Here is a 21,596-nt window from a genome sequence, read left to right on the forward strand (position 1 = left end):
TAATTTTACTGCGCATTGTACTGATAATGATTCGCATTACAATGGTGTAAGTTGAATTGTTACCAAGGGTCTGTGGCGATTTCAGTCGATGAATAATTCTTTGGGGTGGGGGTGCATCAGAAATTCCTGATGGGAAATGTTCCAGGCATAGGCCCCGGCATATTGAAATACCACCAGATCACCGACTGAGAGCGACGGGACATGGATCTGGCGCGCGAAGACGTCCTTGGGCGTGCACAGTTGACCTACCAGGGTGACAGGCTCGTCTACTAACCGAGGCACATCGTTTGAATCGTCGACATTCGACAGGATGCGGAACGGATGATCGTGGGCCTGTGCCGCGGGTGTCCTGAAGTGGTGTGTGCCGCCTCTGCAAATGGCGAACCACTCATTGCCACAAGATTTGATGTCGAGAACCTCTGCGGCGTAGTAACCACAGGCGGCAGTTAGTGCCCGGCCACACTCGAACCGAATTCGCCAGGGGCGATCGTGGTAACGCTCCAATAGTTCCTTTAAGCCGGCGAAGAAGTCGATCCAATCAAATTGTCGTGTCGGTTCAAGGTAGTTAACTCCAATACCTCCTCCCACGTTGATCTGATCGACAGTCAATCCAAACTGATGCTCCCAGGTGCGGACGGTGTCGAGGTAGCGTTCGATCAGAGTGAGGTGTCGATGACCATCCAGCTGGTGCGACATCATGTGAAAGTGGAAACCGCGAATCCGGACCCAGTCCTGCTTTGACAGTATTGCCAGAGCCTCCGTAATACAGCGTTCCTCCATGCCAAAAGGGGTAGGGATGCCCCCCATGGTCAGGCGGGTCGAAGGTGTTTCTTCCAGTGCAAGGTTGATCCGAAGAAGAATGTCCTGCGGTTTTTTTCGATGATCGGCCAAGTTACACAGCCGGCGGAGTTCTAGCAGGCTTTCCACGTGAATCAGCTCAACCCGCTGACTCAGGGCATTGTCGAGTTCCGATTCCAGCTTGCCAGGGCCGCCGAATATGACAGGGATGTCGGGAAAGTGACTGCGGACCCAGTCCAGTTCACCGCCGGACGCCACCTCAAACCCATGGACCAGGGGGGCCATGGCCTGCAATACCGGTAATGCCGGATTCGCTTTGGTGGCGTAGAACATCTCGCAATTGGCTGGCAAGGCCTGGGCGATCTCGGAAACGTGATGGCGCAGGCCCCCCAGGTCGTAGATGTAGGCGCAGAGCGGGTCAGTGCCCTGAGCTTGCAGGTCGTAAACGCTCCGCTGAACAGAGCCGGGAATATCAGACATCAGGTTGAGCTCCTTGCTCGGGGTGGGGGGTGTTCGCAATTCCGGCTAGGGGATTTGGTACCAGGGTGTACTGGGATTCGCGGTCCGGGCGCTTGAACAGGCGGGTCATCAGGTTGCTCTTGTTTGGGATCGGTTCTCCCGCCAACAGGCTGCCCAAAGCCTCCTTTGCCCATGGATCTTCGGTGGTGTCGAGCCAGCCTCTCACTGCCTCTGCGAGCGTGGCCCATAACTGGGATTCTGTCTGTTGTTCCCCGCGGGACAGGCAAGCCACGACCTGAAACAGGTGATTCACCAACAGGCAGTACGCGATTCGTTTCCAGGCCTTGTCCTGGGGGTAGCGAATCGAAGCCAGGGTTTGCTCATCGACCGTTTCTGGCAAGTTTCCTGACCAGCGGTCAGGCACCAGTTTGGTACCCTCGAGGTCACGTACGAAAACCTGAACAGGACAGCCCGCCCGAAGGCCAACCACCACATTCTGAAGGTGTGGCTCAAACACAACGCCGCAGTGAAACAGTGACTCGAAGAGCGGCGGGATGAGGAGCGCTAGATACTGGTCAAACCATTGCACCCTGGCTTGCTGCTCGGTGAGCCCAGCGTGTTGCGCCAACGCGGCCGACGCTTCTGTTGCCGGGCAACGACCGTAGCGATCCTCGGTGAACAAGGCCGCGGCCAGCATCGGGGTTACACCCGGCTCCAGATGTTGCTCCAGATTGTCGCGGAGAATAACGCCGAAGCCCTCGGCAATCGTCTTGCGGTCAGGCTCTGCGAGCTCTGGAAAGTCGAGGGTCTGGTAAGCCGGTTCGAAAAGTAGTTTGAAGCCTGGCCACTGGTTCAGTAACGGGGCGAGATGGTTCTTCAAAGCTTCTGAAAGAGTCACCGCGCTTTCCAATTCGTAGATCGCGTTTTTCCGAATGCAATTGGTCAGGCGTACGTGGGTGGAGAATTTCAGGAAGTAGGGGGCTCCGGGTTTATACAGTGTGCGAACCGAAGCTGTCGGATAGTACCTTGGGCCGGCCTGACCCAGAGGGACAATTCGGCCAGACCGTATGGCGCGCCGAACCGTCGGTTGGCGCATCAGGTAACGAGCCTGCCACGGGTGCACGGCCAGCGGGACCAGCCCACTTGGTACGTCCAGATCGGTTGTGGGGACGGCCGCGCAAAAGACGTCGGTGACGTCGCCACGGGTGCGAAGATCGTCTGGATTGACGGCGAAAAAGTAGAGGGCGAAGCCCGAGCCCATTTCCGGTGAGTACTGCAGGATGTCCTCGGTATCAAAACCTTCCCTGGATTTTGGTGCCGGATGGAAGCGGTGTCCGAAGCTCAAGGATTGCTCCGACCAGCGGAATGCTTCGGTGCCCTGTCCCCAGCCGTCCGGAACCTGCGAGTATGCCAGCACCGTTCGCATGACCTCTCGACTGAGAAGAATCTGTCGGTAGAGTTCGCTGTTGATGGGCTGATCAAAGCGTTCGGCCAGGCTGTTCAGCAGGAGACGAGCGAGTTGCTCCAGACCCAGAATTTGCCAGCCCCTGAGTGCTGATTTGTAGAAGGGCGCTGACAGATAACGGTAGTTGCACGTTGACGAATTTCCGGCAACCAAGACAAGCAGGGCATCTTCCGAGTCGGGAAATGCTATCTGTAATACGCTGGCAGCTTCCAAGGCCTGACGGGTTCTGAGTGCCTGTGGCCAGGACTGACTTCCCTTGCCGGTTTGGACGGACAATTCCCCAGCAGGCTGAGCGATATCTCGGCAGTAACAGTTCAGCAGGGCTTCCATGCTGGATTGATCCGCCTGATAGTCACAGTGTTTATCCCTGAAATAATGATGTTCTGCTGTTATCGACATCTGCTTTCTTCCTTTTCGAAGCATTGGTGGTTTGAGGTGGTCGGAGCGTAGGGGCGGTACCAGCTAACGGTCAGCGTGAGCAGGCAAACAACAGCGCCCAACCAGAGCGGGGCTGCCTGATCGAATAGACCTGTTGCTACACCCGCAAAAACACCCCCGGCGACGCCGGCCCATTTGCCGATACTGTCCAGGGCGCCAAAGCTTCGACCGGCGCTTTCGGATCGGGTCAGGCGTGCGGTCTCGCCATTGAGGGCAAAGAAACAGGCGGTCATGCCCAGGCCCATGAAGAGCCGACCGATGAGGATGGCGGCCATGCTGTCGGTGGCCGCCTGGGTAACGTATGACAGGGCGAAGACGGCCAGCCCGGTAGTCAGTGTCGAGGAGCGCTGGAAGAGTTGGCTGCGCCGGAGGGGGCTGATCAGGATAACCAGGTAAACGGCGTGGGGAAGGCTGTATAGCAGTCCCGCCATTGCAGTGCTGCTGCCTGTGAGGTTTTGCACCCAGGGGATAAAGTAGGGAAAGCTCGCGACCAGTGAAAAGTTGAAGCCGAACTGGAGCACGGCAAGTCGTTGCCAATGAACCGACACAGCGCCCCTGCTGGTCAGCTGTTTTTGTGTCTGGTGTCCTGCGTCCGTCCGGTCTGGTGGAGCGAACTTCCAAACCTGCAATGCGGAAAGAAGGGGCAGGACTGCCAGCCACAGGTAAAGCTCCTGCGCCGTTATCCGGGCAATGAGCGCGCCGACCAAAATAGGGGCCAATAACATCGCCGATCGGGCCGATCCCTGCATCCAGTTCAATGCTTGAGCAAGGGATTGGCCGCTGGTGACCGTGGCGAGATAGGCGCTGGATGCGGCGAAGGTTCCACCCAACATCCCCTGGAGGGCCAGGGCTACCGCAAAAGTGGTGAGGTCTGGTGCCAGTCCAGCCAACACAAAGGCGGCAGCAAGTCCTATCTGGGCCCGGATCAGTGACCAGCGCCGGCCAAAACGATCGGCCACCTTACCCCAGAGTGGCGCGGCCAGAGCAGTACACACCGTAGGTAGAATGAAGAACCAGCCCACCCAGGTCGGATCGTCCATCGCAAAGGCGTCTGTCAGGATCAGGCCAAAGAAAGGTGGCATCCCAAGTGCTACCAAGGCTGCAGTAAAGTGACTCAGGAGAATGACCGGCAGGATGCGCTGGCTCACGAATCTGGCCTCAGGAAGTTCGGGGCCAGCTTGCCGTAGAACTTGTTGATGTCCGCGGCGCCAGTACGGGATTTGCTTTCCAGGCTTCCGGCCCGGAGCAGATACTTGGTGTACAGCTGCCGGTCATGCAGTAGCGGTCCGCGTGCCGGACTGGTGTCTATGCCTTCGCTGTCCAACTGATCCAGAACGTTGACCAGTTCGCCACGTAGCAGTTGATACCAGTCGGTGATCTGTCCGAGCCCCCTGGCCGACAGGCCTTCTAGAATTACGGCCAGATTAAGTTGCAGGGTAATGGTGGTGAACATCTGGAGCAGAGGGATTTCGTTGTCGACCAGAATCCGTTGATCCCGCAATCGGTCGACTGTTGGCGCCACTGAAGGCGTGCGTTGGAGTAGTCGCTCGGGCCATAGTCGGGGGGCATCGTTATCCTTGAAGAGCAAGCGGGGAGGTTGTCCCGGTGCGTGCACCAGCATGGAGTTCTGTTGATTGGACTCGAGCGCAATGCCGTACTTTAGCCAGAGTCGCAAGTGGACAGACAGTGTCACAGCAACGTAACGCCGCACCCATGTCCGCAGGTCGCCGCCTGCGTAGGTATCGGCCATCAGTTGGGCAACGCACCGGCCATCCGGACCTTCGGCAAGGAGGGACGCAACTGGTAACACCTGCTGTTGATCGGTAGCTGCCGGGAAACGGCGCAGGATGCACCCGAGCCAGGTTAGGTCGCCCACGTGTAGCCCTGAAGACTCATCCGTCACCGCGAACTGCTCGGAAAGCGGTTGATCGTTGTTGGCGATGTCTTCCAGGATTTGTTGGATGGCGTGGCCGTCATAGAGGGTACTTGGTTTGACCGTCCGTATATTTCGGTCACCCAGCGTGCGAATCGTCAGGGGCACTTTCAGGTGGACGTCAGGCTCGGCCTCAATCTGAACGGTCCGCACCGACAGGGTTGGCCGAACCCAGAGCGCAGGCTTGGGCGCACGGATCACCTGGACACCGATGGGGGCCTCAGAGAGAAGCTGATCCAGGGCCGTGTCCCAGAGGTGAGGATGCACTGGCAAAAGGTAGTGGTCTTCGGACTGTTTGCAGTCCAGGCCGACATCGCTAAAGCTTGGCCAACACTGGGGGAGTTCCCCTTGCAAGGTCAGCTCGCTGCAGGGTATCGCAAGCCAGCGCAACTGGAAGCGAGGGGCGAACTCGGGGGCATAGTCGGCCAGCGCTGCGCCGTCAAAGCCGCTTTTGGCGCGGGCGCTCGGGTAGAACGGGTGATCCAGGAAGGCCGCGAGGCGGTCAAAATGCAACATGCGCTCTGACCATTGCGGGAGGTCGTTGAAATTCAGGCCTTGCTGGCGAAGCTCTGAGAACCAGCGTTCCTGCTCTTCCCGGCACAGGGAGTGGTGAGACTCTGCGATTTGGCACTCTCGCAGATAGGTGGCCACCAGTCTTTGGGATTCGTCGTTATCAAATGAGGCAAGGCGTGGCAGAACCTGGGCGTAGTGGTCCAGTGCTGAGAAATTTTCGGCGGATTTGGCCGGCTGCCAGATCAGTGGGTGACCACTCCACTGCCACTCCTGCATGAACCTGGCCGGTCGGACCGGCACCCAGGCTGTACCGGTGGTCAGCTCCCAACGTAACCAGGTGTCCGGCTGCGCTGGCGAGCCGGGCACCAAGGTTGATTCGACAATTTCTGACTCGCTTTGGCAGCCGGCGACGTCTTCCCGGATCAAGGCGTTAATTACCCGCTCTGTCAGATAACGCTCAGGCTTGGCCGGAGACTGGGGGGTATCATGAGTCATCAGGCAATCTCCCATTCGGCTTCCAGATCGGCTGTCCACCGGGCAAGCGTGTCGCTGACTTCCGCCTCATCGCTGGCAAATAGCCGTAGCACACCTAAGTAATCCCTATTCGAATGGGTAAGCTGGACGTTTTCGCCTACCGTCTTGAGAGGAGCGAACTCCGCAAAACCGTCCCCGCACGGTTCTGTTCGTCCGGTCGCGGAGCGCAGGATCGTTCCGTCCCTGGGGGCACCCAGATATCGGATGCATGCGGCATAATGTGGGGCCGAAATGTCGGCAGGTTGACCCATGTGAATCTGGAGGATTGCCTTGAAGAGCTGCTGATCCATCATCTGGTTGAGTAGGAAGTCGCGGCCGTCCCCCACGGTGCGGTAATTCACTTCAATAAGTTGCGGGCCGCGCGCGGTAATTACGAATTCGGAATGGCATGAGCCAAATCCCACACCGAGGCGTCGGATTTGCTCAAGCATTTCCGGTAGATAGGGAGTATCCGGCTCATAGGGGATCCAGGTTGCCTCCAGTTCGACGAAATACGGCGGTTCTGACAGCGTGACTTCAAAGCCTCCCAGGGGAACGAGCGCCTGGCCGTCTCCGAGGGTTTCCAGCGTGTGGACGGGGCCGGACAGAAATTCTTCCAGTAACAGAGGCTGCCCTGGCTGCTCCTGCCAGAACTGAGCGCTGAATGTCTGTAGTTGTTCTGCGGATTCCAGGCGGCGGACATTCAGGCTACCGACACCCTCCCGGGGTTTCGCGATACAGGGGTAGGAAATCTCATCAGCGACATTCGCCAATGACTCGGGATCGCATACTGTCTGAAACCAACACGCATCTTTGTCCATGTCCTGAAGGAATTGGCGCATGGCGGCCTTGTTTTTGGTGCGGTAGCAGGTCCGCCAGTCTTTGCCGGGTAGCTTCAGATAGGCTGCGGTCAAAGCCGTCACGGTTTGCAGGTGATCACTGTTGGAAAAGATGCCAGCGGGGGCAGGAAGTCCCGACACTGTGTCGAGGATGGAGACCGGGTTAAATACATCGCATTGAATAATCTGCTCCGGGTAGGCGGACAGGCCGGGCTGACTGAAATAGTGATGATGGGCCGAGGCTTGATCGGTCAGCAGAATTACCTTCAACCCCATTGACTGGGCCGCAGGCAGGAAGCCCCGATTCAAGGCTTCGGTTGGAACATGGGCAAGGAACAGTAGCGTGTCTTTCATAATGAGAACTCTTGTCTGACGGCAAAAGGGATATTCCAGGGTGATCAGCGAGCGGAGCCAGAGCGACTCGAGGCGAGATGGGATTTAAGGTGTCGGAAAAGGAGGCTGCGGTCTTCTCCCAGGAGAAAGACTCGTGTTCCCCGCTCATGCCATTCGTTCAATTGGTCTGGAGTTCGGGGCAATGCGCAGAACTCCACCGGGAGACCGCGGCAGCTGCGCGCAAGCGCATCAATTGCCTCGGTGACTTTCGGATGAAGCGGCTCGCCGGGACAACCCAGGGACTGCGATAGATCCACAGCGCCGGGCAATACCCAATCCACGCCGGGAACGCTCATAATCGCGTCCCGGTTTTCCAGGCCCTCCAGATCCTCGATCATGAGCACAACGAGGACCTCCTGGTTGGCCTGGTGGAGGTAGTCTTTCAGTGGAAGTGTGCCGAAACCTGTGGTTCGCCCGCCTGTGATGCCGCGCTGTCCCATCGGCGCGTAACGGGCCATCTGGACTACGTCGCGAGCTTCTTGAGCCGTGCGAACCCGGGGAACAACAATGCCTTGGGCGCCGGAGTCCAGCGCCCGAGTAATCGACGCGTAGTCAACCCCGGGTACCCGAACCAGTGGCGTAATGGCAGCACACTCTGCGGCGCGGATCATGTGCTCTAGAGACTCAGGGTTGGTCGACATGTGCTCGGTATCTAATATGACAAAGTCATAGCCGGCATAGCCGATCATTTCGACCATCCATGGTGTAGGTACGGCGTTTAGCAGGCCGTAGGCAGCCCGGCCCTCGGAGATCGTTCGGCGCGCGTGATTGGGTGTAAGCAAAACCAAATTCCCTTTAATGCGAATCTAAATGAGAAATGTTCGCAAATAAGAGTAGTCGATTTTTGACTTGTTAATCAAGGCTTATGTGGTTGGAGGCTTTCTAATGGGTGTCATCAAACAGATATCCCTGGCCGCGTCGTGTTGCTATAGCGTCAGCGCCAACCAGCTTTCTGAGGCGGCGAATATAGGCCTCGATAACATTGTCACTCGGGCTGTCATTCAGGTTGTAGAGCTGCTCCATGAGCTGTTCCTTCGAAAACACATGGCCTGGGCGGCTCATCAGGCAACGAAGTAAACGGAACTCGGTGCCGGTCAGGCTGCGCTCGGTACCATCATGCATTTTCAGGGTTTGGCGATTTTCGTCCAGTTCGTAGGAGCCCGCTTTTACAGAGGACTGCACTCGTCCTTCACTTCGCCGCACAATGGCATTCAGCCTGGCGATCAGTTCTTCTGTTTGAAAGGGTTTGGCGAGGTAATCGTCGGCACCCGCTTTCAGGCCGTTTACCTTGTCTTGCCAGTCACCACGCGCAGTGAGGATCAGGACAGGGAAGTTGGTATTGTTTATCCGCCACTGTCGAAGCACGTTCAAGCCGTTTCCGTCTGGCAAGCCCAGGTCCAGAATGCCAATCCGGTAGTCTTCTTGCTGGCCCAGGGCAATCGCTTCTCTGGCTGTTCGCGTGGTGTCCACGCTGAAGCCCGCTTTTTCGAGCTGGCCGGATAGACCCTCAGCCAGCAAACGATCATCTTCGACCAGCAATAATCTCATCGCTTACTTCCTTCACAGTGCTGTTTGTATCCGCGTGAGTGCCGCCAATTAAGCTGAATCGAGTCTGAATCGTTAATTGTTTGTCATTTTCAGAAAGGATTCAGTTTGATAGGCGATGGTGCCTATCGTACCCGCTAAGCGCTCATCTACCGAGCAAGTAGCCATCTTTTTATAAGTCAAATGCCAGGAGACGTATTGATGAGCGCACCAAGAATCGTAATTGCCACATTGGCTATGTCCGTTGCAACGATCGCCATGGGAGCCGGGTCTCACCAGGGCGGCCATGGTCACGGCGTGTCAGGCGGTAAGCCGGGTGAAGCTTCTGAGGCCACCCGAACTATTAACATTAATATGCATGATAATTATTACGAGCCCGAGTCTATTGACGTTAAAGCCGGTGAAACGGTGCGTTTGGTGGTTTCGAACAAAGGCAGTCTGGTGCATGAGTTTAATATCGGTACGCCTGACATGCACGAGGCCAGGCAGGCGGAAATGACGATGTTGGTTCAACACGGGGTCATCCAGGGCGGCACACTGAATCGAGGCATGATGGAAATGGGTAATGGCCACTCCATGAAGCAGGACGATCCGAACAGCATGTTGCTGGAGCCTGGCGGGAGCAGGGAAGTCGTCTGGAAATTCACGGGTTCCGGCGACATTGAGTTCGCCTGTAATGTTCCAGGGCACTACCAGGCTGGCATGTACGGCGACGTAAACTTTAACTGATCGTCCTTTACAGCTTTATAGGGTGTGGAATGCCAGTCGCTGATTGGCATCCTGTGCGGTCACAACGATAACTGAGTAGTTGGGAGTAGAGATTCATGAAAACGGCCTTTCTGGCAGGTGCCTTAAGCCTGCTGCTGCCCGTCATCGGGTTGGCGGGAGAGTACAACCTGACGGTTGACCGAGTCGAAATTGATACCGGGGATTTTGTTAAAACAGGAATTGGCTATAACGGAAAATCCCCCGGCCCGGTGCTTCGCTTCAAGGAAGGCGAGAAGGTTTCAATCAATGTAACCAATAACCTGGAGGAGATGACCTCCATCCATTGGCATGGATTAATCCTCCCGTTTGAACAGGACGGTGTGCCGGGTATCAGCTTCCCGGGAATCAAGCCGGGGCAAACCTTCACCTATAACTTCCCCATCACTCAATCCGGTACCTACTGGTTCCACAGTCATTCGGGTTTCCAGGAGCCCGATGGCGCCTACGGTGCCATTGTTATCGAGCCTGAAGGGCGTGAACCCTTCCGGTACGACCGTGAGTACGTGGTCCAGCTAACAGATAAACACCCGCACTCGGGTGATCGCATCATGCGGAATCTGAAAATGATGCCGGACTATTACAACCGTGAGCAGCAAACAGTTGGCGAATTCTTTTCGGACGTTTCCGCTCAGGGCTTCATGAATACCGTTAAGGATCGCCTGGCTTGGGGCGGCATGCGCATGATGAAAGCCGACGTTGAGGACCTGCAGGGTTTTACCGGCCTCATTAATGGCAAGGGGCCAGACCAGAACTGGACGGGACTTTTTCAGCCGGGTGAACGGATTCGCCTGCGTTTTATTAACTCGTCAGCCATGACCTATTTTGATGTTCGGATACCCGGCCTGGATATGACCGTTGTGCAGGCAGACGGCAACAATGTCCAGCCCGTTAGTGTGGATGAGTTCCGTATCGGTGTGGCCGAAACCTACGATGTGATTGTGAGACCAAGAGACGAGAAGGCCTATACGATTTTTGCGGAGTCCATGGGGCGCTCCGGCTACGCGAGGGCAACGTTGGCGCCGAGGGACGGCATGGAGGCTCCTGTGCCTGAACTGAGCAAGCCTGCAAGGTTGACGATGGCAGACATGGGCGGAATGCACGGTATGGATCATAGCGGTATGGAAGGCATGGAAAGCATGGACCATTCCACAATGGGCGAAATGGACCATTCCGAGATGAAGGGCATGGACCATGCTGGCATGCAAGACATGGATCGTTCTGGAATGAAGGGCATGGATCACTCAGCCATGGGTCACGGCTCAGAAATGTCGGCAGGTGGCGCCAGCGATCCGTTCTACGCCGAGGGTAGTGGCCTGGTTCCAACAGCAGCCAATGGCGGAAAATTCCTGTCTTATGCCGATCTGAAAGCGCAAAAGCCTTTGTACGATGAACGCGAAGCCACTCGGGAAATCGAGCTGCGTCTGACGGGCAATATGGAGCGCTACACCTGGAGCATCAATGGGGTCAAATACGAGGATGCGGATCCTATTCGGCTGCAATACGGTGAGCGGGTTCGGTTCAAATTCGTCAATGAGACGATGATGACGCATCCCATGCATCTGCACGGCATGTGGTCGATGCTGGACGTTGGTGCGGGTCAGTTTAACCCCGTCAAGCACACCATCAGTGTTCAGCCAGGCACTACGGTATATATGGAAACCGAGGTGGATGAGCCTGGTCAATGGGCATTCCATTGCCATCTGTCTTACCACGCTGCAGCCGGTATGTTCCGTAAGGTTATCGTTGAGGGCGGCCCGGAGAGCGCCCAGGCTGCTGAAGCGGACACCGAAAAAGCAGGAGGTGAGGCATGAGTCGTGGTATCTCACTGATAGCGTTCGTTGTGTTGGGCCTGGGCCTTATGCCAGCCATGAGTTTTGCCCAAGAGCGGATGGACGACACCACCGCACGAAAAATGCCACTCAAGATTTGGGGGGTTCAGTTTGAAGAGTTTGAATACCGCTACAGCGATGATGACGAAGAATTGGGATCCTGGGACGGGGATATCTTCTACGGCACCGACGATCTGAAAGTCCGCTGGCTTACAAAAGGTGAATATGCCGTTGACGAGCAGGCCTATGAAAAGCTGGAGAATCAGTTGGTTGGCCAAATGCCTGTATCTGACTTTTTCGATGCCAAGGCCGGGGTACGGTTCGATACGCCGGAAGGTCCCGACCGCACATACGGGGTTGTCGGGATCACCGGACTTGCCCCGCAATGGTTTGAAATTGACGCGAATCTCTACGTCAGTGAGGAGGGGGACACCTCGGCAGAGCTGGATGCTGAGTACGAGCTCTTGCTGACCAATCGGTTGATTCTTGCGGCCGCGCTTGATGCGACGGTGGCCTTTAGTGAGGATCGCGAAATTGGCGTTGGCAAGGGTCTGGTGTCCACTGAAACAGGGCTAAGGTTAAGCTATGACCTGATCGACCGCTCGTTCTCTCCCTATATCGGAGTGGTTCATGAGCGTAAATATGGGGATTCAGAGGACTTTGTGCGAGCAGAGGGCGGCGATGCCGAAAGCTGGTTCGCGGTGCTTGGTGCCAGACTTTCCTTTTAATGAAGTGCATTCAAGATAATGCAGATACAACCAAACGGGAGTGAGAAATGCGCATCTTGTACAGTATTTTTGTCTTGGGTGTGGTGCTGGCGTTGAGCGGCTTCGCTTTCATTCACAGTGGCGTCTACAACGTGACTGCGATGGATGAGCACAGCTCTTTGGGTAAGTGGGCGCTTCACACGACGATGAAAAACTCGGTGGAAGCGCGGGGCTCAGAGGTCGATGTGCCGAGCAATCTGGCCAGCGAAGAGATGATCCGCCAGGGAGCCCGGGGATATGACCAGCTTTGCGTTGCCTGTCACCTGAAACCAGGCCTGGAAGATACGCTACTCAGACAGGGGCTTAATCCAACGCCACCGTCGCTGACGGAAGCGGGACCCTTCGGCCCGGGAGAGCAGTTCTGGATCATCAAAAACGGTATAAAGATGACGGGTATGCCCGCGTGGGGTGTCACTCATGATGATAAGGACCTCTGGGAAATCACGGCATTTATCCAGCGCTTACCCAGTCTCTCAGAGGCGGAATACACACGATTGGTTCAGCCTGAACCCGGTGTCCAGGCAAAGGCGGACGACGGCCATGATCATGACCACGGCAACATGGATGGCATGATGATGATGGGCGAGTCATCGCAGGGCGAATCCTCACACGGTGCGCCAGGCCACCACGCCATGTCTGGGCAGGATAGTGCCAGCCAGTCTGAGGCCTCGGGCCATCACAGTGAAAAAGAGCCAAAAGCGGCGAGTGAGCCCAAGGCCGATGATCATTACGCGGATGGCCACAGTCATTAAGAGGGGCCGCTACCCGAGGTCGCGGTGTATCCCGCGACCGTCTACCGCTCCAGTTTTGCTGTCAGTTCGTCCAGCTTATGCTGGACGTTATGGAGCTGCTTAACGATCTCGTCCCGCTCAGCGTGTGCCTTCTGGGCCTCTTGGGCATTCTGTTCCTCGCTCATCACCTCCAGAATCGCACCGATCATCATGTTCAGGAACACGAAGGCCGTCAGGAAGATGAACGTCAGATAGTACAGCCAACTGAGCGGGTAGGGCTCCATGGTGGCATACATGATGTCGGTCCAGTCCTCAAAGGTGGCAACCCGGAACAGTGTCAGCATGGCGATGGCAACATCGCCCCAGAGATCAGGGTCGACGCTGGCGAAGAAGATGGCGCCCATGGCCGCGTAGATGTAGAAGATGATGAACATCAGCAGGGCGATGTAGCCCATGCGCGGAATTGCCTTCAGCAGCGAATTGATCAGGAAACGCAGCTCCGGCACCACCGACACCAGGCGCAGCACCCGGAATACCCGCAGCAATCGGCCCAGCAGAACCGCGTCGGAATTGTCTAACGGGATCAGGCTGCCGATAACCACGATGGTGTCGAACAGGTTCCAGCCGTCCATTAGGAAACGGCGCTTGGTCGGACAGGCGGCAAAGCGGAACAGAATTTCGATCAGGAAGAACGCGGTGATGGCGTTGTCCATCCCGGTCAGCCCTTGTTCCACCAGCGGCGGCAGGTCGTAGGTCTTGGCCCCGATGGTCAGCGCCGACAGGATGATGATGGCAATGACAATGCCCTGAAATAGCTTGCTGGACTCAATCCGGCGCAGTTGCTCGGACGCTGAGGACGGGCTTAATTCGGATGACATGGCAGGCATCAACTCCAGATAATTCACGAAAGGGCGAAATTTTAAAGGGCGGCGGCGGGATTGGATAGCCTGAATTCCCGTCAGGTCCGGCGGAAATCAATTTCTCAAAGGCAATAAACCTCGCTTATTCAGCAGGATCAGGAATATTGATTCGCGGAATATGGAAACGCTTTCCATACTCAAAGCACAAACAAAAAAACCATAAGCGAGTTAATTCCCATGTCAGAGAGACCTGAGTTGCCCGGCTGGCGCTGGGGGCCGTTCACCTTTCGCCTGCCTTTTTATCACACGCGCCTGTGCTGGCCTGAATTCTTGCAGGGGCTGTTTGTCTCTGCCGCCACCGGTATGGCGCTGATCCCGGTCATGACTGCATTCTTCGGCCTGAGCTTTGAGGAAGCGGTGGCGCTGTCGATGATTCATGCCTCATTGATTGCATCAGCGGTGATTGTCTTTGGCGAACCCTACGCCGGCGGCTGGATAACACCTGCGTTACCGTTGATTCTTGCTTTCGTCATTGGCGGCTACGAAGACCCGGTCAGCCGGTTCCAGGCGATGACTGCGCTGAGCCTTGTGTTCGCAGGGCTGGTTTTGTTTCTGGGGATCACTGGATTGGGCCGGCGATTTGTGGTCTGGCTACCGGACACCCTCAAGGCAGGTATTATCCTTGGCGCCGCCATTGCGGCGCTCAAGCGGGTATTTGTCGACGATGCCGAGCGCTTTCTACTGGAACAGCCGATTGCCACCGGGCTCGCCTGCGCCATTTGCCTGATCTTCACCTTCTCGGTGCCGATGCAGAAACTGAAAGAACGCAACCGCTTCTTCTTCATGCTTGGGGCGCTGGGTTTGCTGCCCGGCTTTCTGGTGGCAGCGGTGGTTGGTCCGCTGGCAGGTGAAGTCAGCTTCGATATCCAGTGGGGAATCCTGGTGCCGCCTCTGGGCGACGCCCTGGCCAAGGTATCACCGCTAATGATTGGCTGGCCGTCTCAGGAGATGATTATCCAGAGTGTCCCGCTGGCGCTGATTGCTTACATTATCCTGTTTGGTGACCTGGTTACCGGCAATGAGGTATTGCGGGACGGCCTGCATGCGCGCAAGGACGAACACGTTGATATCAACCTGAACCGTTCGCATTTTTCGCTGGCAATCCGCAACGCCATTATGGCTATAGTGGCGCCGTTCTTTCCCACTCAGGGCGCAGTCTGGACCGGTGTGCACGTGATTGTGGTGCAGCGCTGGAAACAGGGGCCGAAGGCGATGGGTAGCTTGCACAGTGGGCTGGCTTCTTACTACCTGATGGGCTTGCCCTTTATTTTCTTCCTGCTGCCGCTGCTAACCGGGCTCAAGCCCTTGCTGGGCGTGGCTTTATCACTGACGCTGGTGTTAACCGGCTTTGCCTGCGCGTACATCGCCATGGCGATTCCACGAGACAATGCCTCACGGGGCACGGTGGTGCTGATTGGGGCGGCGCTGGCGTTCTTCGAGCCCTGGATCGGCCTGTTGATTGGCGTGCTGGCAACCATTGCGCTGGTAGGTTGGGATAGAAGCCCGGATCCGATTCCTCATGATGAGCGGGATGAGGAACCGGTGGCGGTTAGCCAGAATTAGCCGGCATGGCCCCGGATAATCTGCCACTCTTCCTCGCTCACTGGCATCACCGAGAGGCGGCTGCCCTTGCGTAGCAGGGGCAGCTCCTCCAGCCCGGGTAAGGTCTTGATTTCCTGTAGGGGGATCAGGCGCGGCAGTTTGCGCACCAGGGCCAGGTTCACGGCTTGCCAGCGGGGTTTCTCGAGTGTGCTCTTGGGGTCGTAATAGGGGGAATCCGGCTGAAACTGAGTGGGGTCGGGGTAGGCGCCGCGCACCACGGTGACAACGCCTGCAATGCCAATCTGAGCACAGCTGGAGTGGTACAGAAAGACGTCGTCACCCTCACTCATCTGGGCCAGGAAGTTCCTGGCCTGGTAGTTACGCACCCCGTCCCACGGGATCGACTGACCGGCAGACAGTACAAAATCTTCGATGCCGCATTCAGAGGGTTCCGATTTTACCAACCACTTCGCCATCTTGTATTCATCACCCATCAGGTCACGTGAGGTAGAACGCCAAAGTATATCGCGCTGAAATGGCAGGCGCTGCCACCGATCACGAACAGGTGCCAAATGGCATGCATGTAGGGGATGCGGTCGGCCAGATAAAACACCACGCCGACAGTGTAGGCCAGGCCACCGGCAATGGTGAGATTCAGTGCGGTTTCGCTCAGATTGGCGACCAGATCTGACGAGGCGAACGTGATCAGCCAGCCCATGGCGATATAGATCCCGACGCGAGCCAGTTTGAAGCGATTCTTGAAAATCACCTTGAGAACCACGCCGGTCAGCGCCAGTGACCAAATCACCGCAAACAGCGTCCAGCCGACGGTGCCCCGCATGTTCACCAGCAAAAACGGCGTGTAGGTGCCGGCAATCAGCAGGAAAATGGCGCAATGATCCAGGGTTTTGAAGGCGCTTTTCAGTTTCGGATGGCGGGCGCCGTGGTACAGCGCCGATGCCACGTAAAGGAGTATGAGGGAGGCGCCAAATATAGCGAAACTGACCAGTTTCCAGACGTCGCCGAGCTGGCTAGCGCCGACAATCAGGGCAACGGTGCCGATCACGCTCAGGATCGCGCCCAGGCCATGGGTGGCACTGTTCAGCCATTCTTCAACGCGCTGGTGCACGGTGGCTTCGGGGGCCTCGGTGGCAAAGTCTGTGGTGCGTTTTTTCGAGGATTCCTCGGAGGTCATGGTAAAAAATCCGTTGGTCGACATGGCGTTAAAATACTTGAGCGTACAGGTGTACGCAAACTTCCCAGGTGAACATTTTGTGATCATTGCAACGGAAATTGAATGGCACAACTAAAAAATCTGCATCCAGGCTGATCCGATAGTTTCAGGACTTTCGTAGATATAGACACTTCGAAGGCGCCGGCAGTTTCTCGGCCCGCTTCGAAATCACTGAAAGTGTTGAGCGTTAAGCATTGTTGGGCAGCAGGGTTCTCCTTGTTGCCCTTTTTATTGCTGATGCATTTCTGGTTACACTTGCCGGCTTGGCCCTACAACTTGGCCCTATAACCTGGTCCTATAAATAGTTCCTGTCCGGAGCGTTCATGGCTGCTGCGCTGGCGTTGTTTTTCAAGCTTATTCCCCTTTATGTGACGGTCGCACTCGGCTGGTTGGCGGGGCGCTACCTGGAGGCCAGCGGCAAACACATAGCCGGCATCATGCTGTACATCGTCACGCCATCGGTGGTGTTTTCCGGGGTGATGGCGGCACCGCTGTCCCCAGAAGTCATTTTCCTGCCGTTCCTGATCTTCACCATGTCCTGTGTGCTCGGTGTTTTGCAGTTGAAACTGGCGAAGCGGGTGATCACCGATGGCAGCGCCAGCCTCATACCTTTATGCGTTGGATCGGGCAACACCGGCTATTTCGGGGTGCCGGTGGCATTGCTGCTGTTTGGCGAGGAGGGCCTCGGGCTCTACATCGTGTGCATGCTAGGCACCACCCTGTTTGAAAACTCCGTGGGCTTTTACCTGGCGGCCCGTGGCCGGCATGACTTGAAATCGGCCTTATGGCGGGTGGTGAAGTTGCCGTCGGTGTACGCCTTCCTGGCGGCTGTGCTGCTGAACCTGTCCGGTATCCGTATCCCGGACCTGTTCCAGCCGCTGTTCGATAATCTACGGGGCGCCTACAGCATTCTGGGGATGATGATTATCGGCATGAGCATCACCAGTTTCCGGGGCCTGGCGGGCAATATCCGTTTCACCGGGCTGGCGTTCTTCGGCAAGTTTGTCGTCTGGCCCGCGGTGGCGGTGCTGTTCTGGTGGTTGGATGCCAACCTGCTGGGCATCTATCAGCCGGCAGTGCACCAGGCGATATTCCTGATTTCCGTTACCCCGATTGCGGCCAACACCGTGGTCATTGCCACCATGCTTGAAACCTCGCCCAGGCAGGCGGCGGGCACCGTGTTGCTCACCACCCTGTTCGCGCTCGCCTTTATCCCGGTGATGATTTCGCTGGCGTTTTAATGGCTGCCGGTGCCCGCGGGTGCCGGTTGAGGGCTGGCGCTGCGAGCGTTGGCGATGTCGCTGCGAGCGTGACGCACCACGCTGATGCCCGACGTCATCGCCAGGGTGCCCATGATGCCGGCCACCGCCAGGTCCGGCCATGCGGTGCCCGTGCCGAACACACCCAGGGCGGCGACCATCACCGCGACATTACCGATGGCGTCGTTGCGGCTGCACAGCCAGACCGAACGCATATCTGAATCACCGCTCCGAAACCGGAACAACATCAGAGCTACGGCCACGTTGGCGATCAGGGCAAGAAAACCGACTGCGCCCATGGTCAGGGGTTCCGGCGTCAGTCCGCTCTGGGCGACCCAAATGGCGCGCAGCCAAACCACCAAGCCGAACGCCGCCATGGTCAGGCCCTTGATCATGGCCGCCCGCCCGCGCCAGGCCAGCCCCATGGACAATACGCTTAGCGACAGCACGTAGTTGGCGCTGTCGCCAAAGAAGTCGATGGCGTCGGCCATCAGCGATACCGAGCCGGATTGGAAACTGGCCCAGCCCTCAACCAAAAACATGGCCAGGTTAATCCAGAGCGCAATCCACAGGGCCCGGCGGAAGCCGGGTGCGGGGGAGCTGGATTCGGGCGCAGGGCAGCTACACGCCATGGTGAAAACCTCCTGATGAAATTTTGATCCAGTTAAAACCCTGTAGTTGCTACAGAGTCAATGGAAATTGCTGAGGAACCCGTACTCAGCTATGGCCCTGACCGTGGGTGCCAGGCACATGGTTAGGTTTGTTGGAGGTTTCGAGGGCGTCAAACTCTGTCGAAAGGCCGTCAAGAATGCCGCATTCCTGGACTGTCCGGCCTTCCGTGCAGGCTTGTTGGAGCTTTTCCAGGGTTTGTTCCAGGCTGGCAAGCTCCCGCCGACGTTCGCGGACATGGTGGAGGTGTCGTGCCAGCAAGGCATCCACGCCACTGCAGTCCGCCTCTGGGTTTTCGGCCAGAAGGATCAATTCGCGAATTTCGTTCTGCGCCATATCCAGGTTTCGGCAGCGCTTGATGAACAGAAGACGATCGAGGTGGGCTTGGCGATAGGACCGGTAGCCGCTGGTGGTGCGGTCGGGTTCCGGAAGCAGGCCAATCTTTTCATAGTATCGAACGGTTTCAACTGGGATGTTGGCACGTTTGGAAATGTCGCCGATTTTCATAGCACGTCCGGTCGAGGTTTCGTGGTTTGAAAGCGTGATTCTCCTTTTTCAGGAGCGCTGCACGTTCACCATAGCTTTCCCGGGTGGACAGGACAATAACGGCATAGGGAAGTGCTTGCTCGGGCAACTCGCCGCCGCCCGAACCGGCCGCAATTGATACAGATCAAACCTGCTTCAGTCTGGGGTAAAACTTCAGCTCCAATTCAGTATTTTGGCGTCTAATGGTTAAAGACTACAACAGCGATACTGGAGGAGTTTCTGATGATATTCATTAAAAGGTTTTTGGCTTTTGGTCTCCTGGCGGTGGCTCCGGTTTGGGCCTTTGCCCATGGCAGTGAAGGGCCATCATCGGGGCACGGTCCCGGCATGATGATGAGCCCGCAGCAGATGGAGCAGATGCATCGGAACTGGACGAGAATGGACAACATGATGCGACAAGTCCCCGAGGTTGGCTCACAGGAAGAGCGAGCCCGTTTAATGGAGGAGCATCGGGAGGCTATGAGAGAGCAAATGGACTTGATGCATCAGGGCATGATGGGGCCTGGGGGGATGGGGCCCGGAATGATGGGCGGCGGCCGCGGCATGATGAACGATGACCAGAGACAGGGCATGATGAACAGCCAGCCTGGTGCCGGTAATCGTTCCAACAGTTCCGAGAGCCCGAACGTCGAGCAGCGTATGCGGGGGATGGAAGACCGCATGAACCAGATGCAACTCATGATGGAACAGATGCTCCGGCACGAGCGGCAAAGGTATGAGGAATAAACGTGCTTTATGCGCGTGGGCGTTAGTCGAACAGGGAGAGCTGGTCGGCCTCGGCTTCAGGTTTTTGGGGTGCCAGTGGTCGTTTCTGAACCGGGCCCTTGCGGCTGCCAGCGGATCATGATCGCGGGTGCGAAGGTCGCGCTTGAACCACACTACGGTGGTCATTGGCCATGACTCCAGCTGCGCCGGCAGCGGCTGGAGATCTGTCCTGCGATTGTCAGGACGGCGCAGGCTCGGCGGCAAGCGCCGTCAGGTCTTCAGTGATCTGCTCGGTTGTCAGACCGGGCCTGAGTAACAGGCGGGCATCGCCGTCACCATCGAACACATACACCGCCGCGCTGTGGGAGACCTGGTAGTTGCCCTCGGCATCCGGTTGGTCATAGCCGAAAGTGGTGCGGTAGCGCTTGGTGAATGCCCGCAGGGTGGCTTCCTCACCGGTCAGCCCTACCACGCCCTGGCCGAAGAAGTTGACGTAACTGGCGATGCGTTCCGGGGTGTCCCGGTTTGGGTCAACACTGACAAACAGGGTGGTGACTTCTCCCTGCAGATCGTCAGGCATTTGCTTTATCGCGGCGCGCAAACCACTCAGGGTGGCTGGGCAAACGTCCGGACAGGAGGTGAAACCAAAATAAACCAGGCGGATCTGGCCCGCCGAGTCGGTTTCGGTCACCGGGTTGCCGGAGGTGCCGGTCAGGGTGAACTCCAGCTCCGGCATCAGCCCGCTGATGTCCTTGCCGTGCCAATTCTCCTCGTCGCCCAGGCAGCCGGTCAGAATCAGCGAGAGCGACCACACCAGCACGAACAGGGCGGCAGGGCGGAGCCGGGCCAGGGGTAGACGCAGTGGCATCATGGGGCTGATCCTTCTGTTATCGGTTGGCGAGATTGGCGACTGGAGTGGCCTCCGTCCTCATGCATGGCCCGGCGCAGAATGATCAGGATACCGACGATGCTCATCATCGCTGGCGGAATCCAGGTCAGCAGTCCGCCCAGCAGTTGGTCGGTTTCCGGCGGCATGGGCCAGGCCCGGCCACAGACCTCGTACACGTCGTACACCATACCCCGGGAGAACACGATCCACGCCCCTAAAATCATCTGCGGTATCGCCACCAGCGCCAGCAACAGAATGCGTTTGCCATAGCCAAGCGCATTACTGAACGCCGGTGAACGCGAATCCAGAATCAGCCACCAGAACAGCAGGCCATCGAGCAGCATGCTCCAGTTCATCAGCCAGTACAGTTGCCGGCTGAGCATGGCGTCGAAATGGATCGGCGGCCAGAGCCAGAAAAAAATCAGGCCGACAAACAGAAACGCAGCAATGGCCGGTTGTTGCAGCAGCCGGTACAGCCAGCCCAGTGGTGCAAGCAGGCGGCGGCTGCCGGGACCGGCGAAGCCATACCAGTAGCGGGCAATGGGCAGGGGATTGGACAAGGCAATCAGGATGGGCCCCAGGTGGTGAAGAATGAGGTGCTGGCCCCGGTGCACGAAGAACATGTACTGGGAATAGTAATCGAACCGGGTCTGCATCACCGCGTAACAGAGCATCACTCCGAGCACGAAGGTGACAATGCGAATCGGGCCGGGACGATCCGCTGCCGGCATCCGGAGCAGGGCTATACCATACAGGCCCAGCACGGCCGCGAAGCTGAACACGGTCAGTGGCGAAAAATCGTAGGGCAGTAAATAGCCGGCGGCAGACATAGATCGCACTC

At 57.2% G+C, this 21,596-nt stretch carries 21 protein-coding genes; 7 read left to right on the forward strand and 14 right to left on the reverse strand.

The features are described from left to right. Positions 1 to 81 precede the first annotated feature (81 nt). From FCS96_RS03690 to FCS96_RS03720, 7 genes are all read right to left on the reverse strand, one after another. Positions 82 to 1,278 (reverse strand): type III PLP-dependent enzyme, encoded by a 1,197-nt coding sequence (locus tag FCS96_RS03690; RefSeq protein WP_171040657.1) that lies wholly within the window; start codon positions 1,276 to 1,278, stop codon positions 82 to 84. Then, a complete protein-coding gene (locus tag FCS96_RS03695) occupies positions 1,271 to 3,121 on the reverse strand; it encodes an IucA/IucC family protein (RefSeq protein ID WP_171040658.1) in 1,851 nt (616 codons plus the stop codon). Before FCS96_RS03695 ends, FCS96_RS03690 begins: the two co-directional genes overlap by 8 nt. After that, the gene (locus tag FCS96_RS03700; RefSeq protein WP_138438868.1) at positions 3,112 to 4,308 is read right to left on the reverse strand and encodes an MFS transporter; all 1,197 of its coding nucleotides are present in this window, start codon (positions 4,306 to 4,308) and stop codon (positions 3,112 to 3,114) included. The genes FCS96_RS03695 and FCS96_RS03700 overlap by 10 nt, the downstream gene beginning before the upstream one ends. Continuing rightward, a complete protein-coding gene (locus FCS96_RS03705) occupies positions 4,305 to 6,101 on the reverse strand; it encodes an IucA/IucC family protein (protein WP_138438869.1) in 1,797 nt (598 codons plus the stop codon). The genes FCS96_RS03700 and FCS96_RS03705 overlap by 4 nt, the downstream gene beginning before the upstream one ends. Further along, complete coding sequence (locus tag FCS96_RS03710) at positions 6,101 to 7,312, reverse strand: ATP-grasp domain-containing protein (RefSeq protein WP_138438870.1); 1,212 nt, start codon at positions 7,310 to 7,312, stop codon at positions 6,101 to 6,103. The genes FCS96_RS03705 and FCS96_RS03710 overlap by 1 nt, the downstream gene beginning before the upstream one ends. A gap of 44 nt (positions 7,313 to 7,356) precedes the next feature. After that, positions 7,357 to 8,133, reverse strand: a complete 777-nt coding sequence (locus FCS96_RS03715) for an HpcH/HpaI aldolase family protein (protein ID WP_171040659.1) — start codon at positions 8,131 to 8,133, stop codon at positions 7,357 to 7,359. Between the two features lie 100 nt (positions 8,134 to 8,233). After that, positions 8,234 to 8,899, reverse strand: coding sequence for a response regulator transcription factor (locus FCS96_RS03720; RefSeq protein WP_138438871.1), 666 nt, complete (start codon positions 8,897 to 8,899; stop codon positions 8,234 to 8,236). Between the two features lie 198 nt (positions 8,900 to 9,097). Here FCS96_RS03720 and FCS96_RS03725 point away from each other — a divergent pair, with 198 nt between their 5' ends. The 4 genes from FCS96_RS03725 to FCS96_RS03740 all read left to right on the forward strand — a co-directional run bounded on the left by FCS96_RS03725 (position 9,098) and on the right by FCS96_RS03740 (position 13,012). Continuing rightward, the gene (locus FCS96_RS03725; RefSeq protein ID WP_138438872.1) at positions 9,098 to 9,625 is read left to right on the forward strand and encodes a cupredoxin domain-containing protein; all 528 of its coding nucleotides are present in this window, start codon (positions 9,098 to 9,100) and stop codon (positions 9,623 to 9,625) included. Positions 9,626 to 9,720: 95 nt separating this feature from the next. Beyond that, positions 9,721 to 11,475: a copper resistance system multicopper oxidase gene (locus FCS96_RS03730; RefSeq protein ID WP_138438873.1), complete on the forward strand. Its 1,755-nt coding sequence runs from the start codon at positions 9,721 to 9,723 to the stop codon at positions 11,473 to 11,475. Then, positions 11,472 to 12,221 carry a copper resistance protein B gene (locus FCS96_RS03735; protein WP_138438874.1) on the forward strand — a complete coding sequence of 250 codons (750 nt, stop codon included), beginning with the start codon at positions 11,472 to 11,474 and terminating at the stop codon, positions 12,219 to 12,221. Before FCS96_RS03730 ends, FCS96_RS03735 begins: the two co-directional genes overlap by 4 nt. Positions 12,222 to 12,268: 47 nt before the next feature. Continuing rightward, positions 12,269 to 13,012, forward strand: coding sequence for a c-type cytochrome (locus tag FCS96_RS03740; protein WP_138438875.1), 744 nt, complete (start codon positions 12,269 to 12,271; stop codon positions 13,010 to 13,012). A 41-nt stretch (positions 13,013 to 13,053) separates the two neighbouring features. On the opposite strand, the gene FCS96_RS03745 is transcribed toward FCS96_RS03740, so the two are convergent. Further along, a complete protein-coding gene (locus FCS96_RS03745) occupies positions 13,054 to 13,869 on the reverse strand; it encodes an ion transporter (RefSeq protein WP_138438876.1) in 816 nt (271 codons plus the stop codon). 219 nt (positions 13,870 to 14,088) lie between these two features. On the opposite strand from FCS96_RS03745, the gene FCS96_RS03750 reads away from it, so the two are divergent. Then, on the forward strand, positions 14,089 to 15,474 hold the full coding sequence (locus FCS96_RS03750) for a hypothetical protein (protein ID WP_138438877.1): 1,386 nt from the start codon (positions 14,089 to 14,091) through the stop codon (positions 15,472 to 15,474). On the opposite strand, the gene FCS96_RS03755 is transcribed toward FCS96_RS03750, so the two are convergent. Beyond that, on the reverse strand, positions 15,471 to 15,929 hold the full coding sequence (locus FCS96_RS03755) for an EVE domain-containing protein (protein ID WP_138439636.1): 459 nt from the start codon (positions 15,927 to 15,929) through the stop codon (positions 15,471 to 15,473). The genes FCS96_RS03750 and FCS96_RS03755 overlap by 4 nt on opposite strands. A 17-nt stretch (positions 15,930 to 15,946) precedes the next feature. After that, entirely contained in the window at positions 15,947 to 16,648 is a 702-nt protein-coding gene (gene trhA, locus FCS96_RS03760) for a PAQR family membrane homeostasis protein TrhA (protein ID WP_228264011.1), read from the reverse strand. A 362-nt stretch (positions 16,649 to 17,010) separates the two neighbouring features. On the opposite strand from trhA, the gene FCS96_RS03765 reads away from it, so the two are divergent. Beyond that, the gene (locus FCS96_RS03765) at positions 17,011 to 17,928 is read left to right on the forward strand and encodes an AEC family transporter (RefSeq protein ID WP_138438878.1); all 918 of its coding nucleotides are present in this window, start codon (positions 17,011 to 17,013) and stop codon (positions 17,926 to 17,928) included. Here the strand turns inward: FCS96_RS03765 and FCS96_RS03770 are convergent. Then, the gene (locus tag FCS96_RS03770) at positions 17,925 to 18,578 is read right to left on the reverse strand and encodes a cation transporter (protein ID WP_138438879.1); all 654 of its coding nucleotides are present in this window, start codon (positions 18,576 to 18,578) and stop codon (positions 17,925 to 17,927) included. The genes FCS96_RS03765 and FCS96_RS03770 overlap by 4 nt on opposite strands. An 85-nt stretch (positions 18,579 to 18,663) precedes the next feature. After that, on the reverse strand, positions 18,664 to 19,122 hold the full coding sequence (cadR, locus tag FCS96_RS03775) for a Cd(II)/Pb(II)-responsive transcriptional regulator (RefSeq protein WP_138438880.1): 459 nt from the start codon (positions 19,120 to 19,122) through the stop codon (positions 18,664 to 18,666). A gap of 261 nt (positions 19,123 to 19,383) precedes the next feature. Here cadR and FCS96_RS03780 point away from each other — a divergent pair, with 261 nt between their 5' ends. Beyond that, on the forward strand, positions 19,384 to 19,887 hold the full coding sequence (locus FCS96_RS03780; protein WP_138438881.1) for a DUF4175 domain-containing protein: 504 nt from the start codon (positions 19,384 to 19,386) through the stop codon (positions 19,885 to 19,887). Positions 19,888 to 20,104: 217 nt separating this feature from the next. On the opposite strand, the gene FCS96_RS03785 is transcribed toward FCS96_RS03780, so the two are convergent. Both FCS96_RS03785 and FCS96_RS03790 read right to left on the reverse strand, forming a co-directional pair. Then, positions 20,105 to 20,737, reverse strand: coding sequence for an SCO family protein (locus FCS96_RS03785; protein ID WP_407658055.1), 633 nt, complete (start codon positions 20,735 to 20,737; stop codon positions 20,105 to 20,107). Beyond that, positions 20,734 to 21,585, reverse strand: coding sequence for a cytochrome c oxidase assembly protein (locus FCS96_RS03790; RefSeq protein ID WP_138438882.1), 852 nt, complete (start codon positions 21,583 to 21,585; stop codon positions 20,734 to 20,736). Before FCS96_RS03790 ends, FCS96_RS03785 begins: the two co-directional genes overlap by 4 nt. Between the last annotated feature and the right edge of the window lie 11 nt (positions 21,586 to 21,596).

Origin of the sequence: Marinobacter alexandrii (assembly GCF_005871205.1) — a bacterium.
GTDB lineage: Bacteria > Pseudomonadota > Gammaproteobacteria > Pseudomonadales > Oleiphilaceae > Marinobacter > Marinobacter alexandrii.